The sequence below is a fragment of the Bisbaumannia pacifica genome (genome assembly GCF_007989625.1).
Taxonomy (GTDB): Bacteria; Pseudomonadota; Gammaproteobacteria; order Pseudomonadales; family Halomonadaceae; genus Bisbaumannia; species Bisbaumannia pacifica.
On record NZ_BJUK01000044.1, the window covers coordinates 1 to 26,855 of the forward strand.

The 26,855-nt window shown below is 68.9% G+C and carries 28 protein-coding genes; 20 read left to right on the top strand and 8 right to left on the bottom strand.

Features of this window, described 5'->3' with window-relative positions; translation table 11 throughout:
• Positions 1 to 28 precede the first annotated feature (28 nt).
• Entirely contained in the window at positions 29 to 562 is a 534-nt protein-coding gene (locus HPA02_RS14870) for a carboxypeptidase-like regulatory domain-containing protein (RefSeq protein WP_146803994.1), read from the top strand.
• A 94-nt stretch (positions 563 to 656) separates the two neighbouring features.
• Entirely contained in the window at positions 657 to 1,526 is an 870-nt protein-coding gene (gene ehuB / locus HPA02_RS14875; RefSeq protein WP_146803995.1) for an ectoine/hydroxyectoine ABC transporter substrate-binding protein EhuB, read from the top strand.
• A 3-nt stretch (positions 1,527 to 1,529) separates the two neighbouring features.
• Here ehuB and hda read toward each other — a convergent pair whose 3' ends face one another.
• Both hda and HPA02_RS14885 read right to left on the bottom strand, forming a co-directional pair.
• Positions 1,530 to 2,231 (bottom strand): DnaA regulatory inactivator Hda, encoded by a 702-nt coding sequence (gene hda, locus HPA02_RS14880; RefSeq protein ID WP_146803996.1) that lies wholly within the window; start codon positions 2,229 to 2,231, stop codon positions 1,530 to 1,532.
• Positions 2,228 to 3,304, bottom strand: a complete 1,077-nt coding sequence (locus HPA02_RS14885) for an AI-2E family transporter (protein ID WP_146803997.1) — start codon at positions 3,302 to 3,304, stop codon at positions 2,228 to 2,230. Before HPA02_RS14885 ends, hda begins: the two co-directional genes overlap by 4 nt.
• Before the next feature lie 127 nt (positions 3,305 to 3,431).
• Here HPA02_RS14885 and purM point away from each other — a divergent pair, with 127 nt between their 5' ends.
• Both purM and purN read left to right on the top strand, forming a co-directional pair.
• On the top strand, positions 3,432 to 4,514 hold the full coding sequence (gene purM, locus HPA02_RS14890; RefSeq protein WP_146803998.1) for a phosphoribosylformylglycinamidine cyclo-ligase: 1,083 nt from the start codon (positions 3,432 to 3,434) through the stop codon (positions 4,512 to 4,514).
• Positions 4,511 to 5,242 carry a phosphoribosylglycinamide formyltransferase gene (gene purN / locus HPA02_RS14895; protein ID WP_146803999.1) on the top strand — a complete coding sequence of 244 codons (732 nt, stop codon included), beginning with the start codon at positions 4,511 to 4,513 and terminating at the stop codon, positions 5,240 to 5,242. Before purM ends, purN begins: the two co-directional genes overlap by 4 nt.
• 91 nt (positions 5,243 to 5,333) lie before the next feature.
• On the opposite strand, the gene dcd is transcribed toward purN, so the two are convergent.
• Entirely contained in the window at positions 5,334 to 5,900 is a 567-nt protein-coding gene (dcd, locus tag HPA02_RS14900) for a dCTP deaminase (RefSeq protein ID WP_146804000.1), read from the bottom strand.
• An 81-nt stretch (positions 5,901 to 5,981) separates the two neighbouring features.
• Positions 5,982 to 6,782 carry an iron-sulfur cluster carrier protein ApbC gene (apbC, locus tag HPA02_RS14905; RefSeq protein WP_186810002.1) on the bottom strand — a complete coding sequence of 267 codons (801 nt, stop codon included), beginning with the start codon at positions 6,780 to 6,782 and terminating at the stop codon, positions 5,982 to 5,984.
• 170 nt (positions 6,783 to 6,952) lie between these two features.
• On the opposite strand from apbC, the gene HPA02_RS14910 reads away from it, so the two are divergent.
• On the top strand, positions 6,953 to 7,588 hold the full coding sequence (locus tag HPA02_RS14910) for a phosphoribosyltransferase (RefSeq protein ID WP_146804002.1): 636 nt from the start codon (positions 6,953 to 6,955) through the stop codon (positions 7,586 to 7,588).
• Between the two features lie 38 nt (positions 7,589 to 7,626).
• On the opposite strand, the gene HPA02_RS14915 is transcribed toward HPA02_RS14910, so the two are convergent.
• Positions 7,627 to 8,055, bottom strand: coding sequence for a GFA family protein (locus HPA02_RS14915; protein WP_146804003.1), 429 nt, complete (start codon positions 8,053 to 8,055; stop codon positions 7,627 to 7,629).
• Between the two features lie 162 nt (positions 8,056 to 8,217).
• Here HPA02_RS14915 and HPA02_RS14920 point away from each other — a divergent pair, with 162 nt between their 5' ends.
• From HPA02_RS14920 to HPA02_RS14930, 3 genes are all read left to right on the top strand, one after another.
• The gene (locus HPA02_RS14920) at positions 8,218 to 9,567 is read left to right on the top strand and encodes a glycine cleavage T C-terminal barrel domain-containing protein (protein ID WP_146804004.1); all 1,350 of its coding nucleotides are present in this window, start codon (positions 8,218 to 8,220) and stop codon (positions 9,565 to 9,567) included.
• Positions 9,564 to 10,517 carry a methylenetetrahydrofolate reductase gene (locus HPA02_RS14925; protein ID WP_146804005.1) on the top strand — a complete coding sequence of 318 codons (954 nt, stop codon included), beginning with the start codon at positions 9,564 to 9,566 and terminating at the stop codon, positions 10,515 to 10,517. The genes HPA02_RS14920 and HPA02_RS14925 overlap by 4 nt, the downstream gene beginning before the upstream one ends.
• A gap of 78 nt (positions 10,518 to 10,595) precedes the next feature.
• On the top strand, positions 10,596 to 11,495 hold the full coding sequence (locus HPA02_RS14930; protein WP_244945933.1) for a YihY/virulence factor BrkB family protein: 900 nt from the start codon (positions 10,596 to 10,598) through the stop codon (positions 11,493 to 11,495).
• 17 nt (positions 11,496 to 11,512) lie between these two features.
• On the opposite strand, the gene HPA02_RS14935 is transcribed toward HPA02_RS14930, so the two are convergent.
• On the bottom strand, positions 11,513 to 12,043 hold the full coding sequence (locus HPA02_RS14935; protein ID WP_146804007.1) for a DUF1269 domain-containing protein: 531 nt from the start codon (positions 12,041 to 12,043) through the stop codon (positions 11,513 to 11,515).
• A gap of 110 nt (positions 12,044 to 12,153) precedes the next feature.
• Complete coding sequence (locus tag HPA02_RS14940; protein ID WP_146804008.1) at positions 12,154 to 12,363, bottom strand: DUF6494 family protein; 210 nt, start codon at positions 12,361 to 12,363, stop codon at positions 12,154 to 12,156.
• A 148-nt stretch (positions 12,364 to 12,511) separates the two neighbouring features.
• Here HPA02_RS14940 and HPA02_RS14945 point away from each other — a divergent pair, with 148 nt between their 5' ends.
• Both HPA02_RS14945 and HPA02_RS14950 read left to right on the top strand, forming a co-directional pair.
• Positions 12,512 to 12,916 (top strand): ketosteroid isomerase-related protein, encoded by a 405-nt coding sequence (locus HPA02_RS14945; RefSeq protein WP_146804009.1) that lies wholly within the window; start codon positions 12,512 to 12,514, stop codon positions 12,914 to 12,916.
• Between the two features lie 127 nt (positions 12,917 to 13,043).
• The gene (locus tag HPA02_RS14950) at positions 13,044 to 16,118 is read left to right on the top strand and encodes a transglycosylase domain-containing protein (RefSeq protein WP_244945934.1); all 3,075 of its coding nucleotides are present in this window, start codon (positions 13,044 to 13,046) and stop codon (positions 16,116 to 16,118) included.
• On the opposite strand, the gene HPA02_RS14955 is transcribed toward HPA02_RS14950, so the two are convergent.
• Complete coding sequence (locus tag HPA02_RS14955) at positions 16,055 to 16,384, bottom strand: hypothetical protein (RefSeq protein ID WP_146804011.1); 330 nt, start codon at positions 16,382 to 16,384, stop codon at positions 16,055 to 16,057. The genes HPA02_RS14950 and HPA02_RS14955 overlap by 64 nt on opposite strands.
• Before the next feature lie 139 nt (positions 16,385 to 16,523).
• On the opposite strand from HPA02_RS14955, the gene HPA02_RS14960 reads away from it, so the two are divergent.
• The 10 genes from HPA02_RS14960 to nth all read left to right on the top strand — a co-directional run bounded on the left by HPA02_RS14960 (position 16,524) and on the right by nth (position 26,808).
• A complete protein-coding gene (locus HPA02_RS14960) occupies positions 16,524 to 16,988 on the top strand; it encodes an aminoacyl-tRNA deacylase (RefSeq protein ID WP_232340878.1) in 465 nt (154 codons plus the stop codon).
• 98 nt (positions 16,989 to 17,086) lie between these two features.
• The gene (gene thiI, locus HPA02_RS14965) at positions 17,087 to 18,556 is read left to right on the top strand and encodes a tRNA uracil 4-sulfurtransferase ThiI (RefSeq protein ID WP_146804013.1); all 1,470 of its coding nucleotides are present in this window, start codon (positions 17,087 to 17,089) and stop codon (positions 18,554 to 18,556) included.
• 139 nt (positions 18,557 to 18,695) lie between these two features.
• Positions 18,696 to 20,738, top strand: a complete 2,043-nt coding sequence (gene metG, locus HPA02_RS14970; protein WP_146804014.1) for a methionine--tRNA ligase — start codon at positions 18,696 to 18,698, stop codon at positions 20,736 to 20,738.
• 43 nt (positions 20,739 to 20,781) lie between these two features.
• Positions 20,782 to 21,363 carry an electron transport complex subunit RsxA gene (gene rsxA, locus HPA02_RS14975; protein ID WP_146804015.1) on the top strand — a complete coding sequence of 194 codons (582 nt, stop codon included), beginning with the start codon at positions 20,782 to 20,784 and terminating at the stop codon, positions 21,361 to 21,363.
• A gap of 2 nt (positions 21,364 to 21,365) precedes the next feature.
• Positions 21,366 to 21,944 carry an electron transport complex subunit RsxB gene (rsxB, locus tag HPA02_RS14980; protein ID WP_146804021.1) on the top strand — a complete coding sequence of 193 codons (579 nt, stop codon included), beginning with the start codon at positions 21,366 to 21,368 and terminating at the stop codon, positions 21,942 to 21,944.
• Entirely contained in the window at positions 21,941 to 23,644 is a 1,704-nt protein-coding gene (gene rsxC / locus HPA02_RS14985) for an electron transport complex subunit RsxC (protein ID WP_146804016.1), read from the top strand. Before rsxB ends, rsxC begins: the two co-directional genes overlap by 4 nt.
• Before the next feature lie 177 nt (positions 23,645 to 23,821).
• Positions 23,822 to 24,841 carry an RnfABCDGE type electron transport complex subunit D gene (locus HPA02_RS14990; protein ID WP_232340911.1) on the top strand — a complete coding sequence of 340 codons (1,020 nt, stop codon included), beginning with the start codon at positions 23,822 to 23,824 and terminating at the stop codon, positions 24,839 to 24,841.
• A complete protein-coding gene (gene rsxG / locus HPA02_RS14995) occupies positions 24,838 to 25,473 on the top strand; it encodes an electron transport complex subunit RsxG (protein WP_146804018.1) in 636 nt (211 codons plus the stop codon). The genes HPA02_RS14990 and rsxG overlap by 4 nt, the downstream gene beginning before the upstream one ends.
• Entirely contained in the window at positions 25,470 to 26,162 is a 693-nt protein-coding gene (locus tag HPA02_RS15000; protein ID WP_146804019.1) for an electron transport complex subunit E, read from the top strand. Before rsxG ends, HPA02_RS15000 begins: the two co-directional genes overlap by 4 nt.
• A 10-nt stretch (positions 26,163 to 26,172) precedes the next feature.
• Positions 26,173 to 26,808 carry an endonuclease III gene (gene nth / locus HPA02_RS15005; protein ID WP_146804020.1) on the top strand — a complete coding sequence of 212 codons (636 nt, stop codon included), beginning with the start codon at positions 26,173 to 26,175 and terminating at the stop codon, positions 26,806 to 26,808.
• The last annotated feature ends 47 nt before the right edge of the window (positions 26,809 to 26,855 follow it).

Consider the following 26,855-nt stretch of genomic DNA (forward strand, 5'->3'; position numbering starts at 1 on the left):
CGGAACCCCCCCCCCCCGAGGAGTGACGATGCGCCAGCGCCTTGCCATTATCGCCCTAGGGGCCATCCTGGCCGGCTGCCAGATGCTGCCCCCCATGGACACCGGAACCCGCCGAATCGAGGTCCGCGAGGTGACGCCGGAAACGCCCCAGGAGCCGGGCCGGGTACCGCGCCGCGTGGCCTTTTCCGAGGCGGAGTACCGCGCCCTACCTACCCAGGGCACGGCGCGACTCAGCGGCCAGCTCTTCTACGAGGCCCCGGGCGGACGCATCTATGGTCGCCACGAGACGGTCGCCATCGCCCCGGTCACCGCCTACTCCGCAGAAGCCGCCGAGCAGGCGCTGGCCGGCCGAGCGGTGGAGCACGCCGACCCCCGCGCCCAGGCCTACACCCACCGGGTGCGCACCGATGGCGAGGGACGCTTCGAGGCCTCCCGGCTACCCCCGGGAGACTTCTATGTCTCGGGCAGCGTGACCCTGCCGGGCGGTCGACGCAGCCCGCTGATCCTCCACCAGGTACGCCTGCGCAACGGCCAGACGACCCGGGTCAACCTGCGCCGTTGAGCCGGTGGCACTCGCCTCTCCCCTCACCTATGTTGAGGCCAGGATGGCGACGCTCCGCACCGAGGAGGGCCGCATTGCGTTGGGAGGATTGACCATGCGTATCGACGCGCAGATCACCAAGGCGCCACTCTTGGCCCAGACCGCCCTACTGCTCGGGCTGACGGCCACGGCGCAGGCCGCCGACCTGGACGAGCTTCGCGAACAGGGCAGCATCCGCGTCGCGGTGGCCAACGAGGCGCCCTACGGCTACCTGGACGAGGGTGGCGAGGGACGAGGCGCCGGCCCCGAGGTAGCACGCCAAGTGCTGGACGAACTGGGCATCGAGAACATCGAGTGGGTGGTCACCACCTTCGGCGACCTGATCCCGGGACTCAGGGAGGGGCGTTTCGACATGGCCGCCGCCGAGATGGCGATCCGCCCGGCCCGCTGCCAACGAGTGCTGTTCTCGGCGCCCAACACCTCCTATGGCGAGGGCCTGCTGGTGCGGGCTGCCAACCCACTCGAGATCGGCGGCTACGCGGATTTCGCCGAACGCGACGACCTCCGAGTCGCCGTTCTGGAAGGCGCCACCCAGGTCGGCGTAATGGCAGCCCTAGGCGTACCTGACGGGCGGGTGATACCGATCGGCGAGAACGCGGCGGCCATCGATACCCTGCTGAACGACCAAGCCGATGGCTATGCCGGCACCAGCCTCACCGTGAGCCAGTTGGATACCCAACACCCCGGGGTCGAGGTGGTGCAGAATTTCGAGGACCCGGTGATCGACGGCGAGATCGTGCGCAGCTGGGGGGCCTTCACCTTCCCGCCTGATGCCGAGCTCCTGCGCGACGCCTTCGACGCGATACTACTCGGCTATCGCAATACCCAGGCCTGGGAGGACACCCTGGAAGGTCACGGCTTCACCCAGAACGACATCCTTAACGCCTTCCGCTTCGATACCGAGTGGCTGTGTGGCCGGGAATGATGACTACCAGCCCAGGGCCTGCTTGACGAAGGGAATGGTCAGCTTGCGCTGGGCGGAGAGAGACGCCCGATCCAGGGTCTCCAGGGCCTGGCACAGCTCGCCTAGCGACCGCGGACCGCGATGCAGGATATAGCGCGCCACCTCATCGGGCAGCTGCATACCCCGCACCCGGGCACGCAGCTTGAGCGCCTCCAGGCGCCCCTCATCGTCCAGGCGCTTGACATGGAAGGTCATGCCCCAGGTCAGCCGCGACGCCAGGTCGGGCAGGGTCACGGGTAACTGCCGGGGGGCCGCCGGGGCGGAGATGATCAGCCGCTTGCCGGCATCGCGCAGGCGGTTGAAAGCATGGAAGAGCCCCTCCTCCCAGCGCTTGCGCCCCAGCACCCGATCCAGATCGTCGATGGCCACCAGGTCGAGCCGCTCGATCTCCTCGAGCATATGCGGCGGAAAGTGCCACAACTCCGACAGGGGCAGGTAGAGGGCGCGGCGATCACGGTCGCCGGCGGCGTGACACGCCGCCTGCAGCAGATGGCTGCGGCCGACGCCCTCGCCGCCCCACAGCAACAGGAAGGGTTCACCGTCGTCGTCGAGCTGATGGCGCAGGGCCTCCACCAGGGCGGCGTTGTCGCCCGGCAGGAAGTTGGCGAAGGTGGCATCGTCGCGCATCCCCACCCCCAAAGGCAGCTGCGCAGCCCCAGGTTTCATCGGCTCTCCTCGTCGCCGTTCCCGTGCCGGGCGGCATCATATAAGGTACTGTTTTTATAGCGGTCATTGACCTCACGCAATAGTACCATGATGACCGCGGCCGCCGGCAACGCCAAGAGCACCCCGGTAAAGCCGAACAGGTGGCCCCCGGCCAGCACGGCGAAGATCACCGCCACCGGGTGCAGGCCGATGCGATCTCCCAGCAGCTTGGGCTGGAGCACCGTGCTCTCCAGTAACTGGCCGAGCGCGAAGACCACCACCACGCCGGCGAGCGCCAGCCAACTGCCGAACTGGAAGAAGGCCACGATCAAGGCCGCGGCAATCCCAACGATAAAGCCCAGGAAGGGCACGATACTGGCCAGCCCCGCCATCAGCCCGATCAGCAGGCCGAAGCGCACCCCCATCAGGGTCAGCCCTAGGGCATAGAAGACCCCTAGGCTCAGCATCACCAGCAACTGGCCGCGCATAAAGGCCGCCAGCACCTCGTCGCAGCGCCGCGCCAGCCGCATCACCTGGGGCTCCCACTGGCGCGGCAACAGGCTCTGTACGCTGTCGATCAGGCGTCGCCAGTCGAGCAGCAGGTAGAAGGCCACCACCGGCACCAGCGAGACGTTGGTCACCCAGGTGACGAAGGCCATGCCGGAGCGCCCCACCTGGCCCAGCACCTGGGCCAGGGTGCCCCCCGCCTGCTGCCAGTGCTCGGCGAGGGTCTCGCGCAGGTTGTCCAGCTCGGCACTCGGGTCATAGCCGGTCCAGCCCCGGATCTGCGGCCCCAGCACCGTCTGCACCCAGTCGATGATCGCCGGCACCGACTGGGTAAACTGGCGCACCTGTTGCACCATCAGGGGAATCAGGATCAGCAGCGCCACGGCCACCACCAACAGCAGCACCAGGAAGACGCCGCATACCGCCACGGGGCGCGACAGCCCCCACCGCTCCAGGCGGTTGGCAAGGGGGTCGCCCAGGTAGGCCACCACCATGGCGGCGAAGAACGGCATCAGCATCGACTGCAAGGCCACCAGCAGCGCCACCAGGGCCACCACCACCAACGCCAACCACCAATACCTCGGCATCTTTCCCCTCCCTCGCTTATCGCCTCGTCCCTGTGACTCTCCGGCACGCTGGGCGATGCGGGCCTCGCCGGGGAGTGCTACAATCTTGCGCCTATTGATTGGCTCAATCTACTCCACAGGACTCGTCATGACCCGCAGCCCGTCCGACTCCTCCTCTACTCAACCCACCTCGCTGAGCTACAAGGATGCCGGCGTCGATATCGATGCCGGCAATGCCCTGGTGGAGCGCATCAAGGGCGTCGCCAAACGCACCGCCCGTCCCGAGGTGATGGGCGGCCTGGGCGGCTTCGGCGCCCTCTGCCAACTGCCCAGCGGCTACCGCGAGCCGGTACTGGTCTCCGGCACCGACGGCGTCGGCACCAAGCTGCGCCTGGCCATGGACCTGGGCAAGCATGACACCATCGGCATCGATCTGGTGGCCATGTGCGTCAACGACCTGGTGGTGGCCGGCGCCGAGCCCCTGCTGTTCCTCGACTACTATGCCACGGGCAAGCTGGACGTGGATATCGCCGCCGACGTGGTCAGCGGCATCGGCGAGGGCTGCGAGCAGGCCGGCTGCGCCCTGGTGGGCGGCGAGACCGCCGAGATGCCCGGCATGTACGAGGGCAGCGACTATGACCTGGCCGGTTTCTGCGTCGGCGTGGTGGAGAAATCCGAGATCCTCGACGGCAGCCGCGTCGCCGAGGGCGATGTGCTGCTGGGCCTGGCCTCCTCCGGCCCCCACTCCAACGGCTACTCGCTGATCCGCAAGATCCTCGAGGTCAGCGGCGCCGACCTCAACACCGCCATCGACGGCCGCCCCCTGGCCGAGGCGCTGATGGCCCCGACCCGCATCTACGTCAAGCCACTGCTGTCGCTGATCAAGGAGAGCGGTGTGACGGTCCACGCCCTCTCTCATATCACCGGCGGCGGCCTCACCGAGAACCTGCCCCGCGTGCTCCCCGAGCCCCTAACCGCCAAGGTGGATGTCGCCAGTTGGACCCGTCCGGCGGTCTTCGAGTGGCTGCGCGACCAGGGTAACGTGGCCGAGGAGGAGATGTACCGGGTGCTCAACTGCGGCATCGGCATGGTGCTGGTGGTCCCCGCCGATCAGGCCGACCAGGCCCGCGCCCACCTGCAGGCCCAGGGCGAGAGCGTCTACCGCCTGGGCGAGATCGTCGCCCGCGACGGCGAGGCGCCCCAGGTACGGCTGGAGAATCTCGAGGCATGAGCGACGGCGACACCCTTAATGACTTTACCCCGGAGGCGGCGGAGCCGCCCCGGGTCGTGGTACTGATCTCCGGCTCCGGTAGCAACCTCCAGGCGCTGATCGATGCCCAGGGCTACGACGAGCTGGGCGGTGGCAAGATCGTCGCGGTGGTCTCCAATCAGCCCGACGCCTACGGCCTCAAGCGCGCCAAGGAGGCGGGCATCGAGGCGGTGGCCCTGCCCCACCGGGAGTACGACAGCCGCGAGGCCTTCGATGGCGCCCTGATCAAGGTGATCGAGCGCCATGAGCCCCACCTGGTGGTGCTGGCGGGCTTTATGCGTATCCTCACGCCGCGCTTCGTGCAGCGCTTCTACGGTCGCCTGCTCAATATCCATCCCTCGCTGCTGCCCGCCTACCAGGGGCTGAATACCCATGCCCGGGCCCTGGCCGACGGCGTCAGCGAGCACGGCTGTAGCGTGCACTTCGTCACCGAGGAACTGGATGGCGGCCCCGTGGTGCTGCAGGCGGCGGTGGCGGTGGCCGAGGACGATGACGAGGCCAGCCTCAAGGAGAAGGTCCACGCCCGGGAACACCTGATCTACCCCATCGCGGTGCGCTGGTTCCTCGAGGGACGCCTGCGCCTGGAGGCGCAGGGCCCCACCCTGGACGCCACCCCGCTGCCTCCCCAGGGCCTCAGGTTGTCACACCAGGACGCCGCCGAGGAGCTGGACGAAGACCCCGAGGAATAAGCGGGAAGCCGGCCAGCCGGCCAAGATGAAACGCCCCCATGGCCAGGCCATGGGGGCGTTTCTCTTCCGGCAGCGGGCGAGGCCCGGGCGCTCAGGTACGCGGCAGGGTGACGCCGCGCTGGCCCATGTACTTGCCGCCGCGGTCCTTGTAGGAGGTCTCGCAGACCTGATCGGACTCCAGGAAGAGCATCTGCGCCACGCCCTCGTTGGCATAGATCTTCGCCGGCAGGTTGGTGGTATTGGAGAATTCCAGGGTCACGTGCCCTTCCCACTCCGGCTCCAGCGGCGTCACGTTGACGATGATCCCGCAGCGGGCGTAGGTGGACTTGCCCAGGCAGATGGTCAGGACGCTGCGCGGAATACGGAAGTACTCCACGGTACGCGCCAGGGCGAAGGAGTTGGGCGGGATGATGCAGACATCCCCCTTGACGTCGACGAAGCTCTTGTCATCGAAGGCCTTGGGGTCCACCACCGCCGAGTGGATATTGGTGAACACCTTGAACTCGTCGGCACAGCGCACATCGTAGCCGTAGCTGGAGGTGCCGTAGGAGATGACCCTCTGGTCATTGACGTAGCGCACCTGATCGGCCTCGAAGGGCTCGATCATGCCATGCTCGGCGGCCATGCGGCGGATCCAGGTATCGGACTTGATGCTCATCGGGTCATCCACTGGGTGGTAAACGAAGAAGGGCCGTCATGATAACGGCCCTGCCCCGGAATAAAAACCACGCCCGGCGACTCAATCGCCGAAGGAGATGCTCGGCCCCGTCTCGGCCTGGGCGGCGATCTCCTCGGCCACCCGACGCGCCATGGCCCGGAAGCTGGCCGCCACCTCGCCGTCGGGCTCCGCCACCACCGTGGGACGCCCGCCATCCGCCTGCTGGCGAATCGACAGGGCCAAAGGCAACTGCCCCAGCAGGCGCGTCTCGTACTGGGCGGTCAGGCGTTCGCCACCGCCCTCGCCGAAGATCGGCTCGCTAAGCCCACACTGGGAGCAGGTGTGCAGGCTCATGTTCTCTACCACGCCCAGCACCGGCACCTTGACCTTGCGGAACATCTCGATGCCCTTGCGAGCATCCAGCAGGGCGATGTCCTGCGGCGTGGTGACGATGACCGCCCCGGCTACCGGCACCTTCTGGGAGAGGGTCAACTGGATATCCCCGGTGCCCGGCGGCATATCGATGAACAGATAGTCCAGGTCGTCCCAGGCGGTCTGCGTCAGCAGCTGCTGGAAGGCGCCGGCCACCATGGGCCCCCGCCACACCATGGGCTCGTTGATATCCACCAGGAAGGCCATGGACATGGCCTGGATACCGTGGGCCTCGAGCGGCTTGAAGCGGTTCTCACCGGCCTGCTGAGGCCGCACCCCTTCGCCGATGCCCAGCATCCGCGCCTGGCTGGGCCCGTAGATATCGGCATCCAGCAGGCCGACCCGATACCCCTCGGCGGCCATCGCCAGCGCCAGGTTGGCGGTCACGGTGGACTTGCCGACGCCGCCCTTGCCGGACGCCACGGCCACGATATGCTTCACCCCTTCGATCACGGTCGACTCCATCTCGCTATAAATGGCGACCGGCTCACCGGTCGCCGTCAGTATAACCCCGCCGCCCCGCGCATAACCAAGTGGTGCACTCAACTTTTCACGCCGCCTCTTTGCCAAGCCGCGACGCCTGGCATAGGCTCCAATCAGGCCCCCTCGAGAGCCACCTCATGGCCATTACCTTCGCCGATCGACACGATGCCGGCCGCCAACTGGCCGAACGCGTCGCCGCCCTGCCCCGAGGCCCCGAGCCCATCGTCCTGGGGCTGCCCCGGGGCGGCGTGCCGGTGGCCTGGGAGATCGCCCAGGCCCTGAAGGCACCCCTGGAGGTCTGGCTGGTGCGCAAGCTGGGGCTGCCCTGGAACCCGGAAGTCGCCATGGGCGCCCTCGCCGAGGGCGGGGCCTGTTATCGCGATGATGCCATGATCCAGGCCCTGCGGCTCTCCGAGGACGACGTCCAGGCGGTGATCGCGACCGAGACCGCCGAGCTGGAACGTCGCCGTGCGCGCTACCGGGGAGACACCCCGCCGCCGCCCCTGAAGGATCGCCAGGTGATCCTGGTCGACGATGGCCTGGCCACCGGCGCCACCCTGGAGGCGGCGGTCATGGCGGTACGCCAGGCGCATCCGGCCTGGCTGGTGGTGGCGGTGCCGGTGGCTGCCCCCGAGGCCCTGGCGCGCCTGGCGACCCGGGTCGACACCCTAGTCTGCCTGCATCAGCCGGCGCAATTCCGCGCCGTGGGTCAGTGGTACCGGCGCTTCGATCAGACCAGCGACGAGGAGGTCCTGCGCCTGCTGGGGCGCTAGCGGCCGCGCGACGGTCCCCCGAACTCGCCCCGCCCCACCTACTCCGGCAGGGTCTCGCCGGAACCGCCCATCGCCGCGGGCACGTCCTTCATCTTCTCCAGGCCATCATGGATGCGCAGTACCGCCTCCTGATAGTGCACATGCAGCCTAGGAGCGAAAGGCAGCTCGGGAAGAATCGCCGCATAGACATCGACCAGCCCCATGGCCGGGTGCTCGGTCATCACATGGCCGCCGCAGCGGGTGCACCACTGGCGCCGACTGGCCGGCGTCTTGGCGAAGCTGCCGAGCCGCTCCGCCCCCTGGGTCACCCTGACGCTCTCCGGCTTCCACAGGGTAAAGGCATTGACCGGCCCCGCCGACCAGTGGCGGCAGGAGTCACAGTGACAATAGCCCATGGCCACCGGCTCGCCGCTGACCTCCAGGGTCACGGCGCCGCAGAAACAGCTACCGAGGTAGGTCGCGCTCATGAGTCACCTCCCGGGGCCGAGCCCCATCATCGACACACTTGCTCAGTCTAGGTCGCAATAAGGACACCCTCGCGGTGAACGGTGTCGCGATCAGCACATCCAAAACCCACGCAGCGACACACACTGCCAGAGAGAGCCACGGCAACCCCCGGGAGGTGTGCCATGTCCGACGCCAGCATCACCAATCTGAGCCCCCGCCTGCGTTACGCTCGCCAGCAGTGCCAGAGTGTCGACCAGACGCCGCGACGCGTTCCCATCAACCTGCGCCAGTCCGGCCCCACCCCCACCGAGCTGCTGATTTCCACCCGAGTGCGCAAGTCGCCCTACTGGCACCTCTCCCAGGAGGCGGGCTGCTGGCGGGCCACCGTCTATAACCGCATGTACCATCCACGGGGCTATGTGCGCCCCGAGGACGGTGGCGCCATGGTGGAATACCGCGCCCTGGTGGAAGACGTGACCCTGTGGAACGTGGCGGTGGAGCGCCAGATCCGCGTTCAGGGTCCCGATGCCGAGGCCTTCGTCGACAAGGTCATCACCCGCAATGCCAGCGCCATCGCGCCGCTGCACGGCAAGTACGTGATCCTCTGCAACGACGAGGGCGGCATCATCAACGATCCGGTGCTGCTGCGCCTGGCCGAGGACGAGTTCTGGTTCTCGATCTCCGACAGCGACCTGGAGCTCTGGCTGCGTGGGGTCAACCTGGGGCTGGGTTATGACGTCAGCATCGGCGAGATCGACGTGGCACCGCTGCAGATCCAGGGGCCCAGGTCGGAGGCCCTGATGGTCGACCTGGTGGGCGAGGCGGTGTGCACCCTGCCCTACTATGGCCTGCTGGAAGCGACGATCGCCGGCTGCTCGGTGGTGGTCTCCCAGACCGGCTTCACCGGCGAGAAGGGCTACGAGATCTATCTACGCGAGGCCAGCCGGGATGCCGAGAGCCTCTGGGAGGCGGTGCTGGCGGCCGGCGAGAAGCACAACCTGGCGGTGATCGCCCCCGCCCACCATCGCCGCATCGCCGCCGGCATCCTCTCCTGGGGCCAGGACATGGATCAGGAGACCCTGCCCTTCCAGTGCAACCTAGGCTATCAGGTGCCGCGCCAGAAGGCCGTGGACTATATCGGTCGCCACGCCCTGGAGGCGGTGCGCACCGAACTGGATCAGGGCCGCTACCCCTTCCGCCAGACCCTGGTGGGCCTGGTGCTGGGCGGCCATCCCATCGACGACTATGCCCCCGATTTCTGGCTGATCTCCGATCTCCAGGCCGACGAGCCCATCGGCTACGTGACCTCGCCCTGGTACTCGCCGGAACTGGGTACCAATATCGCCATGGGCTATGTCCCGGTGACCCACCAGGCTTTGGAAACGCCGCTGCGGATCTGGCTGCCGGAACCCTATGCCGAGCGCCCGGGCGAGCCCGTGGCCGCCCGGGTGGTGGACCTGCCCTTCCGCGCCTCGGTCAACCCCAGCGCCCGCGAGGCGGCCCGCTCCCGTGGCCAGGACACCGCCCTATGACCGGTCCCATGAATCGCTTCGATGATCTCGCCCCCGGACGACTGGGGGGCGCCCTACCAGGCGCGCCCCAGCCGTCCCGTCGCGATCGCCTGCGCCGACTGGTGCACGACTGGTCCCTGGAGGTAACCCCCCGCACCGTCGAGGCCCTGGCCTCGCGGGCGCCGCCCCCCGGCACCCAGATCTATATCACCCACCTGCCGGGCCACCCCTTCGAGGAGGTGATCGCCACCGCCGAGCGCCTCAAGACCCAGGGCTATGACCCCGTCCCTCACCTGGTCGCCCGTGCCATTCCCGACCGCACCACCCTGGAGAGCTGGCTGCTGGGCCTGACACACCGCGCCGGAGTCGATGCGGTGCTGTTGCTGGCCGGCAGCCTGGCCGCGCCACACGGCCCCTATGCCGACAGCCTGGCCCTGCTGGAGGCGATCGACCTGCGCGATCACGGCATCCGGCGCCTGGCCATGGCCGGCCACCCCGAGGGCCACCCCCAGGCCGACGCCGGCGCCCTGGAGGCGGCCCTGATCAGCAAACGCGATTATGCCGAGCGTCACGGCCTGTCGGCCTGGGCGGTCACCCAGTTCCTCTTCGATGCCGAGCCGCTACTGGCCTGGCATCGGCGCCTCGAGGAACTGGCCCTGGATCTGCCGATCCGCGCCGGCCTGCCCGGCCCGGCGAGCCTCGCCACCCTCGGCAAGTACGCCCTCTCCTGCGGCGTCGGCGCCTCCCGTGCCGCCCTGGCCCAGCAGGGCAAACGGCTGCTGCGCCTGGCTCGCCCGCAACCGCCGACGCGCCAGGTGCTGGCCCTGGCCGAGGCCCCTCCGCCGGGCCTGCGGTTGCACTTCTATCCGTTCGGCGGCATTGCGGCGACCCTAGACTGGGTCGAAGCCCTGGACGAGGGGCGCTTCACCCTCGAGGAGCGCGGCGACGAGCTACGAATCGTCGCACCTTGAGCGTTGGTCGCGCGCCCTCGCCCGGCCGGGCCTGACTGGTCTACCCTGTCAGGCATGCCACGACGTCCGGGAGGCGCGATGCACCCCAGCCAGACGCCGCGCCTGCTGAGATTCGCCCTGCGGGTAGTGTCGGCCTTCCTGCGCAATCGTGGCATCCTGCTGGCCGGCGGCGTGGGCTACAACATCCTGCTGTCGATCATTCCGCTGTTCGCCCTGCTGGTGGTATTGCTCTCTCGTCTAGTCGACGAGGGGCAGCTGCTCGAACTCCTGGCGCTCCAGGCCCACCACCTGACGCCGGCCCATGCCGATCTGCTGCTCGACGCGGTACGCGGATTGCTCAAAGGACGCGACGGCATCGGGCTGATGGGACTCGGCGTGCTGCTGCTGTTCAGCTCCTTCGCCTTTCGCATGCTCGAGGATGCCCTGGCGATCATCTTCCATGCGCCCGACCTCGCCGCTCCGCAACGCCGCTTCTGGGTCTCGGTACTGCTGCCCTACGCCTTTATGCTGATGCTCGGCCTGGGACTGCTGGCGCTGACCCTCTCGGTCAGCCTGGCCGCCACCCTCGGTGATGCCTGGCAGGCGCTGACCGGGTACCGCCTGCCCCTGACCGGGCTCTCCGGCCCCATGCTCAATTTGGTGAGCTTCCTCGGCGTCTTTGCCCTGTTCAGCGCCATCTACAAGGTGCTGCCGGTGGTCCGGGTGGCGCCGAAGCGAGCGCTGGCAGGAGGCTTCGTGGCCGCCCTGCTATGGGAGGGAGTTCGCCTGCTGCTGCTCTTCTACTTCACCCAGCTGTCGCTGGTGAACGTGGTCTACGGGTCGGTGGCGACCCTGATCGTGGTGCTGCTGAGCCTGGAGGCAGGCGCCATCATCCTGCTCCTGGGCGCCCAGGTAATCGCCGAGCTGGAGCACAATGCCCGCCAGGGTCTGGCCTGGCATGTCGATCCGCGACGCCAGCCGGTGACCCGGGTGGAATAGGGGTGCAGAGCCCCCGGCTAGTCGCCGACGCCCAGGTGGTGCTGGCGCTCGTCCCGGGTCACCTTGTCGATCACCACCTCCGGATGGTGGCGGTGAATCGCCGAGTAGATCTCGCGCTCGCGATCCTCGGGCACGTCCACCAGCATCAGGTAGGCCCCCGCCTCGAGCTCCGTCTCGAACTTGTCGATCTTCACGTCGTGCACCGAGACGCCGATCATGGTACTGGTCCAGATCCCGAACAGGGCCCCGAAGACCGTCATCACCAGCACCGTCCAGCCCAGGCCGAAGCCCTGATCGCCCAGCCCCAGGTGCACCGCCCACCCCAGCAGGGCGCCGAGCACGACCCCATACTTGAGGCCGCGCACCCCGGCGTTGACCACATCGGAGGTCTGCCGCAGGGTGGCATTGTGCACGCCCCGCTCGCGAAGTGGCTCCCACTCCTTGCCCAGCACATGCACCTCGTCCTCGGTCAGGGCCAGGTCGCTGAGCTCATGGGCGATATTGACCGTGGTGTCGAGGTCCGGGGTCAGAAAATATAAGCGCTGCATCTTGCACCTCACGGATAGCGTGGCGTTGATAGTGCGACAAAATGTCCTATTGACAAGTTCGCCCATCGATAAAAATGCAGCAAATGGTAATATTCACCGACCCCGCCGCCCTACTCCTCCAGGACGATGTCGCCCTCGAACACCACCCGCAGCTCGAGGCCTCCCACCTCCAGGGTCATGGTGGCCGCCAGGGACTCCCGCGGCGAGATCCGCCCCTCGGCCAGGGCCGCCTCCACCGCGTGCTCGATCTCCCGCTGCGCCCCGATTCCGGCGCGCTTGAGGAAGCGACGAATGCTCAGGTTGAAGACTTCTTCGTTCATGGTGAATCCTCCTGCATCGATCATGGCCAGGGTGCCCCGAGTCGTCACCGGCGCCGCGCATGGCGCGACCAGGCATTTGCATAACACCGGCCCTGTTAGCATGGCAGCGATTCACGCCACCGACCCACCCCGACCAGGAGCCTTGCCCATGCATCCCCAGGACGTGATCCAGGCCTACTACGACGCCTTCAATGGCGGCGACATGGACGCCTTCCTCGCGCTACTGACCGAGGACGTCGCCCATGACATCAACCAGGGCGAGCGCCAGGTGGGCAAGGCCGCCTTCGCCGACTTCATGGCACACATGAACCGCTGCTACCGGGAGCGCCTCGAGGACCTGGTGATCCTGCCCCATGCCGATGGAGAGCGGGCCGCGGCGGAATTCGTGGTGCACGGCGAGTACCTGACCACCGACGAGGGGCTTCCCGAGGCCCGGGGCCAGCGCTATGTGCTGCCGGCCGGCGCCTTTTTCACCCTGCGCGACGGCAAGGTGGCGCGCATCAGCAACTACTACAACCTCACCGACTGGCTGGCCCAGGTCGCCAACGCCTGAGCCAGCCACGCCGAGCGTTGACAGGCCGAGTTGAGAGTTCCTCCAGATACCCCCTGCCCTTCGCCGTATCCCCCACTAGGCTGATAAGTCACAGGCGGGAGCCATCGAGGAGTGGGGGATGGAGAGCGTGTCGAACACGGTCGGCCGTCGCCGCGAGAGCGACATCGGGCCCAGATGGCCCTGGCGCCTGCTACTGCTGTCGTTGACGGCCCTGCTGATCGCCGCCATCGTGTCCCTGCTGGCGGCGGAGGCACGCACCTCCCGCTGGCAGGCCAGGGAGCTGTCCCGCTTCGCGGCCGACCTAGACTACACCCTGGCCACCGGGCCCAGCGATCGCCTGCAGTTCCCCCGCCACGGCCCCTTCGACCAACGCTTCGGCTATGTCGACCTGCCGCGCTTCCAGGCACGCCTCGAGGAGCGCGGCTACGAGGTCGCCGCCCAGGTGCGCTTCAGCCCGGCCCTTTATGACTACGCCAGCCGTGGCTTCTATGTTCCCTATGCCGAGAAGACCCGCACCGGGCTGACCGTCGAGGAGTGTCGCGGCTACCCCTACTACGCGGCGCGCTATCCGAGGCGCCACTACCCCCATTTCGCCGCCGTCCCCGACCTGGCCCTCGAATCGCTGCTGTTTATCGAGAATCGCGGCCTGCTCGATACCACCCACCGCTATGCCAACCCGGCGGTGGACTGGCCACGCTTCGCTCGCGCCGCCCTCTCCCAGGTGGGCCGCGCCCTGGAGCTCGAGGGGCAGAGCGCCGGGGGCAGCACCCTGGCGACTCAGATGGAGAAGTTCCGCCACTCCCCGGGCGGGCGCACCGCCTCGCCGCGGGAAAAGCTGCGTCAGATGCTCTCCGCCAGCGTGCGCACCTACCGCCGCGGCGCCGAGACCCTGACCGCCCGCCAGGACCTGGCGCGAGACTACCTCAACTCGGTGCCCCTGGCGGCGGCGCCGGGGTACGGCGAAGTGCACGGGCTGGGCGACGGCCTCTGGGTCTGGTTCGGCGCCGATTTCGACGAGGTCAACCGACTGCTGGAGCCGGCCTTCGCCGCCCCGGAGGAGCTCCCCCAGCGGGGCCAGGCGCTACGCCGGGTGGTGGCGCTGATGATCGCCCAGCGGCGCCCCGCCTGGTACCTCAACGGCGGTCGCGACGACTTGGAACACCTCACCGACAGCTACCTGCGCCTGCTCCACGAGGCCCGGCTGGTGGGGGGCGAACTCCGCGATGCCGCCCTGGCCCAGCGCCTCGAGTTTCGCGATTTTGACAGCGACCCGGTGACCCACCGCCTACCCAGCGACAAGGGACGACAAGTGGCCAGGGCCCAGCTGGCGGGATTGCTGGGGCTCTCCTTCTATGACCTGGACCGCCTGGACCTGGAGGCCAGCACCACCCTGAACGGGGCGCTGCAGAGCGAGGTCACCGACTACCTGGCGCGCCTGGCCGATCCCCAGGTGGCCGCCGAGCTGGGCATCCTCGGGCACCGCCTGCTCGACGCCGAGCGCACCGCCGAGGTGACCTACAGCTTCACCCTCTACGAGCGCAGCGAGGCCGGCTTCCTGGTGCGGGTACAGACCGACAATACCGGCCAGCCCTTCGACCTCAACGAGAGCAGCAAGCTGGAGCTGGGCTCCACCGCCAAGCTACGCGTGCTGGCCACCTACCTGGAGATCCTCGCCGAGCTCCATGCCCAGTACCGCCCCTTGACCCCCGAGGCCCTGGGCGTCGTGCCGGTGGATCGCCAGGACGCCCTGAGCCGCTGGGTGATCGACCGCCTGCGGGCCGAGCCGGAGCTCTCCCTGGAGGCGCTGCTGGCCGAGGCCATGACAAGGCGCTATTCGGCGAGCCCCTATGAACGCTTCTTCACCGGCGGCGGCGAACACACCTTCAGCAACTTCAACCGCCAGGACGACCGTCGCCGCCCCACCCTCGAAGAGGCCCTGCGCGAGTCGCTCAACCTGCCCTTCGTGCGCCTGATGCGGGATATCGTCAATCACCATATCTACCACCATCCGGACCGGCGCCGCCTGCTGGAGGACGACGACCACCCGCTGCGCATGCTCTACCTGAGCCGCTTCGCCGATCAGGAAGGCCAGGTGTTCCTGAGTCGCTTCTGGCGCGAGTACCGTTCGCTCGCGCCACAGGCGCGCCTGGAAACGCTCTTCGAGGGCGTCCGCCCACTGGCCTCGCGACTCGCCGCCGCCCACCGCTATGTGCTGCCCGATGCCGATCTCGCGACCTTCCGCGCCTTTCTCCGCGAGCGCCTCGGCGACGCCGTGCCCGAGGAGCGCATCGAGCGCCTCTACCATGACTATGGCCCCGGCGCCTACGACCTCAACGACCAGGGCTATGTGGCACGCATCCATCCCCTGGAGCTGTGGCTGGTGGGCTATCTGCATACGCACCCCCAGGCCACCTACCGGGAACTGGTGGCCGCCAGCACCGCCGAGCGCCAGCACGTCTATGAATGGCTCTTCACCTCCCGCCACCGCGGCGCCCGGGACAGCCGCATCCGCACCCTGCTGGAACGGGACGCCTTCGACGAGATCCACCGACGCTGGGCGCGCCTGGGCTACCCCTTCGAGCGCCTGGTGCCCTCCCTGGCCACCGCCATCGGCAGCTCCGGGGATCGTCCGGCGTCCCTGGCCGAGCTGGTGGGCATCATCCTCAACGATGGCGAGCGGCTGCCGACCCTGCGCATCGATGGCCTGCATTTCGCCGCCGACACCCCCTACGAGACCCGACTGGCCCCCGTCCGCGATGCCGGCGAGCGAGTCATGGCCCCGGAGGTGGCCCGCACCCTGCGCGCCGCCCTGACCCAGGTGGTGGAGGCCGGCACGGCGCGACGCCTGGCGGGTAGCTTCACGACCCGGGACGGCACGCCCCTGGCCCTGGGCGGCAAGACCGGCACCGGCGACAACCGTATCGAGACCCGGGGACACAGCGGACAGCTCCTCGATTCCCGGGCCCGCAACCGCACCGCCACCTTCGTCTTCTTCCTCGGCGACGATCACTTCGGCACCCTGACCGCCTTCGTGCCCGGTCGCGGCGCCGACGACTTCGACTTCACCTCGGCGCTGCCGGTGCAGATCCTCAAGGGCATGGAGCCGATCCTGACCCGCCATCTGCGGCAGGGCTGCGATCACTCCGCCGCCAGCGGCCTGATGGTCTCCAGCGACAGGGAGCGCCCCACTCCCGGGGCGTAACGAAAGGTGCCCACGACGCGCACCTCACGCCCCAGCAGGGGCGCCGCCGCTTCACGGGGGAACAGCTCGACCCGGTTGAGCGCCGCGTCCTCGATCCAGTAGTGCAGCGGCGCCTCGAAATGGCGCACCACCCCCTGGGTCGCCACTCGCTGGCCATCGAAGGAACCGGGGTCGGCCACCAGCATCTGCAGGGGCGCCTCCCGCGGCGCCTGGTCGCCGCAGCCCAGTAGCGCCAGCACCAATAGCCCGCTTGTCCACGCCTTCATTGCGCCTCCCGATCACCCGCATATCACGCCGGGCCGACTATGCTTGAGGAGAGGCCAGGGCATCATGGCCTCGTGCCACGCAGGGAGGCGATTCCCCCCTCACCCCGGCCCGATGGCCGAAGGAGCCTCCGCCATGGCCATGGCAATGACACTTCGGGAGTACCTCCGCTCCCAGGATATCGACTACGAGGAAGTGCGCCACCCTCGCGCGGTTAGCGCCGATCATATCGCCGAGCAGAGCCATATCACCGGCGATCAGCTGGCCAAGGCGGTAATGCTGCATGGCGACACCGGCAATCGCCTGGCGGTGGTGCCCGGCAGCTGCGATGTCGACATGGTGCGCCTTACCGAGCTGATGCATGAGCGCCTACGGCTCGCCTCCGAGGAGGAGATCCAGCGCCACTTCGACGACTGCGACCCCGGCGCCACCACTCCCCTGGGCCAGGCCTATGGCCTGGAGGTGTGGGTCGATGATCGCCTCACCGCCGAGCCGGATATCTACTTCGAGGCGGGCGATCACGAGACCCTGGTGCATATGAGCGGCCGCGATTTCCAGAAGTTGATGGCCAGCATGCCCCACGGGCATTTCAGCCTGCATCACTGAGCCATGCCGCCACCCCGGGGTGGCGGCGCTTTTTGCGGGCCCGCGACCGAGCGGGTAGAATGCCGCCCCCACCCGCCAGCCCAAGCTCGTCGTTCCCCATGAATTATCTGATCAAGCTGTTTCCCGAGATCACCATCAAGTCCAAGTCGGCCCGCAAGAACCTGATCAAGTGCCTGCGCCGCAACCTGCGCAAGGTGGTGGACGACTATGACCGGGAGGCACGCCTGAGCGCGTCCTGGGACGCCATCGAGATCGCCCTGAGCCAGCCGCTGGCGGCCGAGGCCCTGGCCGAGTTCGAGGCCGCCCTGGGGCGGGTGCCCGGCATCCACGAGGTGCTGGCGGTGGAGAACTCACCGCTGGGAGACTTTGAGGCGATCGCCGAGCGGGTGTTGCCGCTGTGGCTACCGCGTATCGCCGGCAAGTCCTTCCGGGTGCGGGTCAAGCGCAAGGGCAAGCACGACTTCACCTCCGCCGACCTGGAACGCTACCTGGGCGGCAAGCTGCTGGCCGGCGCCGAGGGCGCCCGGGTCGATCTCTCCCGCCCCGAGGAGACCCTGGCCCTGGAGGTCAACCGCGAGCGCCTGCAACTGATCGGGCGACGCAGGCCGGGCCTCGGCGGCTATCCCCTGGGCACCCAAGAGAGCGCCCTGGTGCTGATGTCCGGCGGCTACGACTCCCCGGTGGCGGCCTACCGCATGATGCGCCGCGGGGTGAAGAGCCATTTCCTGTTCTTCAACCTGGGCGGGCCCGCCCATGAACAGGGGGTGCGCGCCATCAGCCACTACCTCTGGCAGCGCTATAGCCCCACCCACAAGGTGAACTTTCTCTCGGTGCCCTTCGAGGGGGTGGTCAAGGAGATCCTTACCACCATTCCCGATCACCTGATGGGGGTGGTGCTCAAGCGCATGATGCTGCGGGTCGCCGAGCGGGTCGCCGCCCGGGCGCGGATTCCCGCCCTGGTCACCGGCGAGGCGATCGCCCAGGTCTCCAGCCAGAGTCTGCATAACCTGGCGATGATCGATGGGGTCACCGAGCGCCTGGTGCTGCGCCCGGTGGTCGCCGACGACAAGCAGACGATCATCGACGAGGCCCGCCATATCGGCACCGCCGCCTTCTCCGAGAGCATGCCGGAATACTGCGGGGTGATCTCCAACCGCCCCAGCCTCAAGGTCAAACGCGGCGAACTGGAAGAGGCCGAGGCCGCCTTCGACTTCACCGTGCTGGACGCGGCCCTGGCGGCGGCCACTCGCACCCGCTCGGATCGCCTGATCGCCGACCAGGCCAGCCTGCCGGAGATCACCACCCTGGATGGCGAGGCCGCCCTGGCCGAGGCGCCCAGGATCAGCGTCATCGATATCCGCCACCCGGACGAGCGCGAAGCCACGCCCCTGTCGCTGCCCGACACCGAACTGCTGGCCATTCCCTTCTACGAGCTCCAGGAACGCGCCCAGGCACTGCCCCGGGACCGCCACTACCTGCTCTACTGCGACCAGGGGGTGATGAGCCGTATGCAGGCCCTGCACCTGGCCGACCAGGGCCTGGACCATTTCGGCGTCTATCGCCGTTAGGGCCGGAGTCGGGGCCGGCTAATCGCCGACCCAAGGGTGCAGCCCGCCCCGAAGCCGGCTACAATCGACGCCTGATTTCACGGACATTTTCCGCGTGGGGGCGCGCCCTCCACCCAAGCACGGGAACCCAAGAGTCGCCATGTCGAATTCCGCCAGCGCTCCGCGCAAGATCCTGGTCACCAGCGCCCTGCCCTACGCCAATGGCGCCATCCACCTGGGCCACCTGCTGGAGTATATCCAGACCGATATCTGGGTGCGCTTCCAGAAGAGTCGCGGCCACCAGTGCCACTACGTCTGCGCCGACGACGCCCATGGCACCGCCATTATGCTGCGCGCCGAGCAGGAGGGCATCACCTCCGAGGCGCTGATCGACCGGGTCAGCCAGGAGCACCAGCGGGACTTCGCCCACTTCGGGGTGGCCTTCGACAACTACCACTCCACCCATTCCGACGAGAACCGCTATTTCAGCGAGCTGATCTACACCCGGCTGCGCGACGGGGGGCATATCGCCACCCGCGATATCGAGCAGATGTATGACCCGGTCAAGGGGCTCTTCCTGGCCGACCGCTTTATCAAAGGCACCTGCCCCAAGTGCAAGACCGACGACCAGTATGGCGACAACTGCGAGGCCTGCGGCGCCACCTATACCCCGGCGGAGCTGATCGACCCGGTCTCGGCGATCTCCGGGGCCACTCCCGAGGTGCGCAGCTCCACCCATTATTTCTTCAAGCTGCCCGATTTCGCCGACTTCCTGAACGACTGGATCAACGACGGCCATGTCCAGCCACAGATCCGCAACAAGCTGATGGAGTGGTTCGAGGCCGGCTTCAACGAATGGGACATCTCCCGGGACGCGCCCTACTTCGGCTTCGAGATCCCCGATGCCCCGGGCAAGTACTTCTATGTCTGGCTGGACGCCCCCATCGGCTACCTGGCCAGTTTCAAGGCGCTATGCGAGCGCGAGGGCCTCGACTTCGACGGCTACTGGAAGCCGGGCTCCGACGCCGAGATCTATCACTTTATCGGCAAGGACATCGTCTACTTCCATGCGCTGTTCTGGCCGGCGATGCTGCATGGCGCCGAGTTCCGCACCCCCACGGCGGTGAACTGCCACGGCTTCGTCACCGTCAATGGCGCCAAGATGTCCAAGTCCCGGGGCACCTTTATCAAGGCCGCCACCTACGCCGAGTACCTCAACCCGGAGTACCTGCGCTACTACTTCGCCGCCAAGCTCACCTCCCGGGTCGACGACCTGGACCTCAACCTCGAGGACTTCGCTGCCCGGGTCAACAGCGACCTGGTGGGCAAGGTGGTCAATATCGCCAGCCGCTGCGCCGGCTTCGTCAAGAAGCTCGGCGGCGGCAGGCTCTCCGCCCACTGCGCGGAACCCGAACGGGTGGCGCGCTTTATCGCCGCCGGCGACGAGATCGCCGAGCAGTTCGAGGCCCGCGAATTCGGCCGCGCCATGCGCCTGATCATGGAACTGGCCGACGAGGCCAATACCTATATCGCCGAGGCCGAGCCCTGGGTGCTGGCCAAGCAGGAGGGCCGCGAGCAGGAGGTGCTGGATATCTGCTCGGTGGGCATCAACCTGTTCCGCCAGCTGATGGTCTACCTGGCACCGGTGGTACCGGCCATGGCCGAGGGGGCGCGGAACTTCCTGAGGCTCGAGCGCCTCGACTGGGAGAGCCGTCAATCGGTGCTGCTGGATCACGAGATCGCCAAGTTCAAGCCGCTGATGACCCGCGTCGAGCGCGACAAGATCGATGCCATGATGGCGGCCTCCAAGGAGGACCTGGTGGAAGAACAGAAACTCAAGGAGGCCCCCAAGGGCCCCCTGGCCGATGACCCCATCGCCCCCGAGATCGCCTTCGACGACTTCGCCAAGGTGGACCTGCGCATCGCCCGCATCGCCAAGGCGGAGTACGTGGAGAAGGCCGACAAGCTGCTTAAGCTGACCCTCGACCTGGGCGGCGAGAGCCGCACCGTCTTCGCCGGCATCCGCTCCGCCTACGCCCCGGAGGCCCTGGAGGGCCGCCTCACCGTGATGGTGGCCAACCTGGCGCCGCGCAAGATGCGCTTCGGCGTCTCCGAGGGCATGGTGCTGGCCGCCGGCGACGACGACGGCATCTACCTGCTGTCGCCGGACTCCGGTGCCGAGCCCGGTCAGCGGGTGCGTTAAGACCACGTAGCGGGCGGCGCCCGGCGCCGCCCCGGGGAGGGTAATGAGCGACTTCCTGCTGATCCTGGTGAGCACCGCCCTGGTCAACAACTTCGTGCTGGTGCAGTTCCTCGGCCTGTGTCCCTTTATGGGCGTCTCCAGCAAGCTGGAGTCGGCCTTCGGCATGGCCGCGGCGACCACCTTCGTGCTGACCCTCTCGGCCCTGGCCAGCCACCTGGTCTACCACCAGCTGCTGGCGCCCCTGGGGCTCGAGTACCTGCGCATCATCGCCTTTATCCTGGTGATCGCCGCCGTGGTGCAGTTCACCGAGCTGATGGTCAAGAAGACCAGCCCCCTGCTGCACCAGGTGCTGGGCATCTTCCTGCCGCTGATCACCACCAACTGCGCGGTGCTGGGGGTGGCGCTGCTCTCGGTGCGCCGCGAATCGAGCCTGATCGAGGCCGGCCTCTATGGCCTGGGCGCGGCCCTGGGCTTCTCCCTGGTGCTGGTGCTCTTCGCCGCCCTGCGCGAGCGCCTGGCCCTGGCCGACGTGCCGCGCCCCTTTCGCGGCGCGGCCATCGCCATGATCAGCGCCAGCCTGATGTCGCTGGCCTTTATGGGCTTCGCCGGGCTGGTGCAAGGGTAATGATGTCGGACGTGTTCACCGCCGTTCTGGTCCTGCTCAGCCTGGCGCTGGCCTTCGGCGCCCTGCTGGGCTTCGCCGCCGAGCGCTTCAAGGTCGAGGGCGACCCCGTCGTCGAGAAGATCGACGCCCTGCTGCCCCAGACCCAGTGCGGCCAGTGCGGCTACCCGGGTTGTCGCCCCTATGCCGAGGCGATCGGCCGGGGCGAGGCGATCAACAAGTGTCCTCCCGGGGGCGAACCCACCATCGCCGCCCTGGCCGATTTGCTGGGGCGCGAGCCCGAGCCCCTGGACGGCGAGGCCCAGGACGCGCCCCGGGTGGCCTATATCCGCGAGGCCGAGTGCATCGGTTGCACCAAGTGCATCCAGGCCTGCCCGGTGGATGCCATCCTCGGCGCCGCCCGGCAGATGCATACGGTGATCGCCGAGGAGTGCACCGGCTGCGACCTCTGCCTGGAGCCCTGCCCGGTGGACTGCATCGAGCTGCGCCCCCGGGAGCCGGACGCCTGGCACTGGCCACGCCCCGAGCTGATCGCCAGCGACCGGCATGCCCCACCGAGCATTGCGGGAGCCGCATCGAAATGAGCCGTCGCTTCGACTTTCCCGGCGGCATCCACCCGCCCACCCGCAAGGCCCGGAGCACCCGGGAACCGCTGCGCGAGGCGCCGCTGCCCCGCCGCGTCGTGCTGCCCCTGACCCAGCACCGCGGTCAGCCCGCCGAGCCCTGCGTGGCGGTTGGCGAGCGGGTGCGCACCGGCCAGGTGATCGCCCGCCCCCAGGGCCGGGTCTCCGCCGCCCTGCACGCCAGCATCAGCGGCATCGTCAGCGCCATCGAGCCGCGCCCCGTCCCCCACCCCGGCGGCCTCAGCGCCCCCTGCCTGGTGATCGAGGGCGACGGCAGCGATGAGTGGGCCCCGATGGCGGCTCTGGCGTGGCGCACCACCGATACCGAGACCCTGCACCGGCGCCTCGCCGACAGCGGCCTGGTGGGCCTGGGGGGCGCCGGCTTCCCCAGCCAGCTCAAGGCGCGTCTCGGCGAGCACCACGCCATCGATACCCTGGTGATCAATGCCGCCGAGTGCGAGCCCTATATCAGCGCCGACGACATGACCCTGCGCCGGCATGCCGCCGAGGTGCTGGAAGGCGCCCGGCTACTGGCTCACCTGCTGGGCGCCGAGCGGATCCTGGTGGGCATCGAGGATGACAAGCCCGAGGCCCTCGCCGCCCTGAACACGGCGATCACCGCCGCCCAGAGTCCGCCCACCATCGAGCTACAGGTGATCGAGACCCGTTACCCCAGCGGCGGCGAAAACCAGCTGATTCGCCGCCTGCTGGGGCGCCAGGTGCCCAGCGGCGGCCTGCCCGCCGATGTCGGCGTGGTCTGCCATAATCCCGGCACCCTCTGGGCGGCGCTGGCGGCGGTGCGCGACGGCCGCCCCCAGGTCTCCCGGGTAGTCACCCTGACTGGCGAGGCCCTGGCGCGTCCCGGCAACGTGATCGCCCGCCTGGGCACGCCACTGGCCGAGCTGCTCGAGGATGCCGGCCTCGACCACGAGCGCCTGGCCAGGCTGGTGATGGGCGGCCCCATGATGGGTCAGCCCCTGGCGCGCCTGGACCTGCCGCTGATCAAGACCGCCAACTGCCTGATCGCCGCCAGCGCCGAGGAGCTCCCTCCCCCGCCCCCGCCGCGGCCCTGCATCCGCTGTGGCGACTGCGAGACGGCCTGTCCGGTGGCCCTGGCCCCCCAGCGGCTGTTGGCCTTCGCCCAGGCGGAGGCCGACGACAAGGCCCGGGAACTGGCGCTGTTCGACTGCATCGAGTGCGGGGCCTGCGACTATGTGTGCCCCAGCCATCTGCCCCTGGTGGCCCAGTTCCGCGCCGCCAAGGATCGCCTGCGCCACAAGGATGCCGAGGCCAAGCGCGCCGAACGGGCCCGGCACCGCTACGAGTGTCGTCAGGCGCGCCTGGAGCGCGAGGCCGCCGAGAAGGAGGCACGGCGCCAGGCGCGGCGTCAGGCGGCCAGCCGGCCGGCAGCCCAAGCCACGCCCCGCGGCGGCGCCGGTGGCCAGGAGGCGGTCAAGAGCCTGCGCATCGCCCAGGCCGCCGCCAAGGCCGCGCTGCGCAAGGCGGAGCGCGCCCTGGCCCGAGCCAGCGATGCCGACGCGGCGACCCTGGCGGACCTGGAGACCCAGCGCGCCACCGCCGAGGAGCACCTCAGGGCCGCCGAGGCGCGACTGACAGCGGCCCAGGGCGACCCCCAGAACAGCGCCGAGGAGACCCCATGAGCCCACTCCATAACGGCTCGGCCCAAGCGGGCGCACCGTACGAATCCCGCAACGCCCTCAGGAACGGCGCCGAGGAGACCCCATGAGCCCACTCCATAACGGCTCGGCCCGGGCGAGCTCAGAGTACGAATCCCCCCATGCCCCACAGCACAGCGTCGAGGAGCGTCCGTGAGCCTGATGCATGCCAGCACCGCCCAGGCCGTGCCGGGCACCCCCGGCGTGATGCGCTGGGTACTGGTCGCCACCCTGCCCGGCATCGCCCTGATGAGCTGGCACTTCGGCTGGGGGGTGCTCGCCAATGTCCTGGTCGCCGGGGGCCTGGCCATGGCCCTGGAGGCGCTGATGCTGCGCCTGCGTGGACGAGCGATAGGCGCCACCCTGGGCGACCATAGCGCCCTGGTCAGTGGCGTGCTGCTGGGCGCCGCCCTGCCGCCCTTCGCCCCCTGGTGGCTGCTGCTGGTGGGCGTCGCCGCGGCCATCGTGGTGGCCAAGCACCTCTACGGCGGCCTGGGCCAGAACCTCTTCAACCCCGCCATGGTGGGCTATGCCCTGCTGCTGATCGCCTTCCCAGTGCCCATGACCCAGTGGGTGGCGCCGCTGGGGCTGGTCGGCCCCGAGGCGCTCTCGCCCCTGGAGGCGCTGCGCCAGTTGGCCGGCCTGGGCCCGGGGCTCGATGCCTTGAGCGGCGCCACGCCCCTGGATGCCTTCAAGCACAAGCCCGAGGGGCTGATGGCCCAGGAATTCTGGGCCGGCGAGCCGCTGCCCCCCGGCGCCCAGGCCGCCTGGCGCGACGTCGCCCTGGGCTGGCTGGCCGGCGGCGCCCTGCTGCTGTGGCGCCGGCTGATCGACTGGCGCATTCCCCTGGCCCTGCTCGGCAGCCTGACGCTGCTCTCGGGCCTGCTCTACGCCGGCGACCCTAGCCAGCACGGCTCCCCCGCCTTTCACCTGTTCGCCGGGGCGGCCATCTTCGGCGCCTGTTTTATCGCCACCGATCCGGTCAGCGCCGCCGCCGGTCGCCGCGGTCGCTGGCTCTATGGCGCCGCCATCGGTGTGCTGGTGGTGGTGATCCGTACCCAGGGCGCCTACCCGGATGCCATCGCCTTCGCCGTCTTGCTGATGAACTTCGCCGTACCGCTGATCGATCATCTGCTGCCGCCCCGGCCCCTGGGCCGACGCCAGCGGGAGACCTCGCCATGAGCCTGCTGCCCGCCATTCGCCGCGCCAGCCTGGGCCTCGGCCTCTTCGCCCTGGTCACCGCCGGGGTCGTCGCCGGTACCCGGGCGCTCACCGCCGAGCGCATCGCCGAGAATCAGCGCGCCGAGGAGTACCGGCTGCTGCGGGAGGTGCTGCCCGAGGGGCTACGCGACCTGCCGGTGGAGGCCGTGCTGGCCGGGCGGCTGACCCTGCCCGCCAGCGAGGCGGTGGGTCAGCGGGTCCCCTTTTCGGCCTGGCGCGTCGAGCGCGACGGCCGGGCGGCGCTGATCCTGCCGGTGGTGGCCCAGGGCTATGGCGGCCCCATTCATCTGCTGGTGGGCATCGACCGACAGGGGCGCCTGGGCGGCGTGCGGGTCACCCGCCACCAGGAGACCCCGGGGCTCGGCGATCCCATCGAGCGGCGCAAGAGCGACTGGATCCTCGCCTTCGCGGGCAAGAGCCTGACGGCCCCGCCCCGGGCGCGCTGGGCGGTACGCCCGGATGGCGGCGACTTCGACAGTTTCACCGGCGCCACCATCACCCCCCGGGCGGTGGTCACGGCGGTCAGGCGCGCCCTCGACTATGTCGAGGCCGAGGGCGAGACCCTCTTCACAGCACCGGAGGAAGGCCCATGAGCCCCCCCGATCTCTCCACCCTGGCCCGGGATGGCCTCTGGGACAACAACCCGGCCCTGGTACAGCTGCTGGGGCTCTGCCCACTGTTGGCGGTGAGCGCCAGCGTGGTCAATGCCCTGGGCCTGGCCCTGGCCACCCTGGGGGTGCTGATGGGCAGCAACCTGGCGGTCTCGCTGATCCGCCAGCGGGTACCCACGGCGGTGCGCCTGCCCGCCTTCGTGATGATCATCGCCGCCTTCGTCACCTGCGCCGACCTGCTGATGGCCGCCTACGCCTTTGAACTGCACAGGGTGCTGGGGATCTTTATCCCGCTGATCGTCACCAACTGCGCCATCCTCGGCCGCGCCGACGCCTTCGCCGCCCGCCAGCCGCCGCTGCCGGCGCTGCTCGACGGCCTGATGATGGGACTCGGCTTCGGCGCCGTCCTGGTGTTGCTGGGGGCCATCCGCGAGCTGTTCGGCCAGGGCACCCTCTTCGCCGGCCTCGACCTGCTGCTGGGCCCCCTCGCCGCCGACTGGCAACTGACCCTGATTCCCGACTACGACTTCCTCTTCCTGGTGCTGCCGCCCGGGGCCTTCTTCACCGCCGGCCTGCTGATCGCCCTGAAGAACGCCATCGACGACCGGCGGCGCCGGGCCACCGCGCCCACGCCCCGCGAGCGCATTCGCGTCACCGGCACCCCACGCTGACGAGGCCCTGATGAACGCCGAGAAACGCTTCGAGATCTTCGCGCGGCTGCGCGAGCACAACCCCGAGCCCACCACCGAGCTCGACTGGAGCAGCCCCTTCGAGCTGCTCACCGCGGTGCTGCTCTCCGCCCAGGCCACCGACGTGGGGGTCAACAAGGCCACCGCCCGCCTCTTCCCGGTGGCCAATACCCCCCAGGCGATCCTCGACCTGGGCCTCGATGGCCTCAAGGCGCACATCAAGACCATCGGCCTCTACAACACCAAGGCCGAGAACCTGATGAAGACCTGCCGCATCCTGCTCGACCGCCATGGCGGCGAGGTTCCCCAGACCCGGGCCGCCCTGGAGGCGCTGCCGGGGGTGGGGCGCAAGACCGCCAACGTCATCCTCAACACCGCCTTCGGCCAGCCCACCATCGCCGTGGACACCCATATCTTCCGGGTCTCAAACCGCACCGGCATCGCCAAGGGCAAGGACGTCCTGGAGGTGGAGAAGAAGTTGCTGCGCCATGTGCCCCGGGAGTTTCGCCAGGACGCCCATCACTGGCTGATCCTCCACGGCCGCTACACCTGCGTGGCCCGCAGGCCCCGCTGCGGCAGCTGCGTGATCGAGGACCTCTGCGAGTTCAAGGACAAGGTCGAGCCCTAGGAGGCCGGTGTTGCCCTAAGGGCAGTACTCGCAAAGACGCTGTGAAT